The sequence below is a fragment of the Streptomyces zingiberis genome, assembly GCF_012034935.1.
Taxonomy (GTDB): Bacteria; Actinomycetota; Actinomycetes; order Streptomycetales; family Streptomycetaceae; genus Streptomyces; species Streptomyces zingiberis.
In genome coordinates, this window is the sequence record NZ_JAATEN010000058.1 from 1 (window position 1) to 752 (window position 752).

Consider the following 752-nt stretch of genomic DNA (forward strand, 5'->3'; position numbering starts at 1 on the left):
GGGCTCGGGCAGGAAACGGACCGCGCGCCCGGCCACACCACCAGGCGTGTCCATCAGCACATGGGAGTCCGCCCGGGAACTGGTGCCCCGCGTCGCCGTGGTCGTGTTGAAGGCCTCGGTCTCCCGGCCGCTGACGTTGGCGACGTGCTGGGCGAGGGAGACGTGCTCCAGCGGGTCGTCCACCCGGGGCACGGGGAGGTGCTGCTGCTGGATGCGGGTGAGGTCACCGGGCGAGGCCCCGTAGCAGATCTCCAGGGAGATGCGGTGACCCGCGGGCGCCTCGCGCACCTCGCGCAGCCCGCCGATGTACCGCCCGCCCTGCTCCTCGTCCAGCCACACCGACCGCTTCCCGTGGAGCTTGAGACCGAGCTTGCCCGGCCCGCCGTGACTGTAGAAGAGATACACGGCGGAGTCGGCGGTGAACGGCTCCGAGGAGACCTCCACATCGTCCTCGGTGGTCGGCACCTCGTGCAACAGCGTCGGGATGTCGAACCAGTTCCGCAGGGCCTCCGCCCGGGCTGCGAGGTGGTCGCCCATCGACATGCGCCCGAACCGGCGGCCGCGGGTGACCACCGGATGGGTGTCGACGGCGCTGTCGCTGAACGTCGTGCCGTCCAGCGCCGTCCACTGGCGGTCCTGGTACGGCGTGATGGGGCCCGCGGGCGGGTCGAAGGGCACCCAGTCCCCGCGCCAGGCGTCCTCATCCCGGTCGACCATGGTCGGCAGATACGCGTCCAGGTCGAAGTCGTAGA

The 752-nt window shown here is 71.3% G+C and carries 1 protein-coding gene; it reads right to left on the minus strand.

The window, feature by feature from the left end; genetic code table 11:
• Positions 1–752, minus strand: a 752-nt coding sequence (locus HCK00_RS26670) for a hypothetical protein (RefSeq protein ID WP_168104610.1), incomplete at both ends; no start/stop codon positions are given.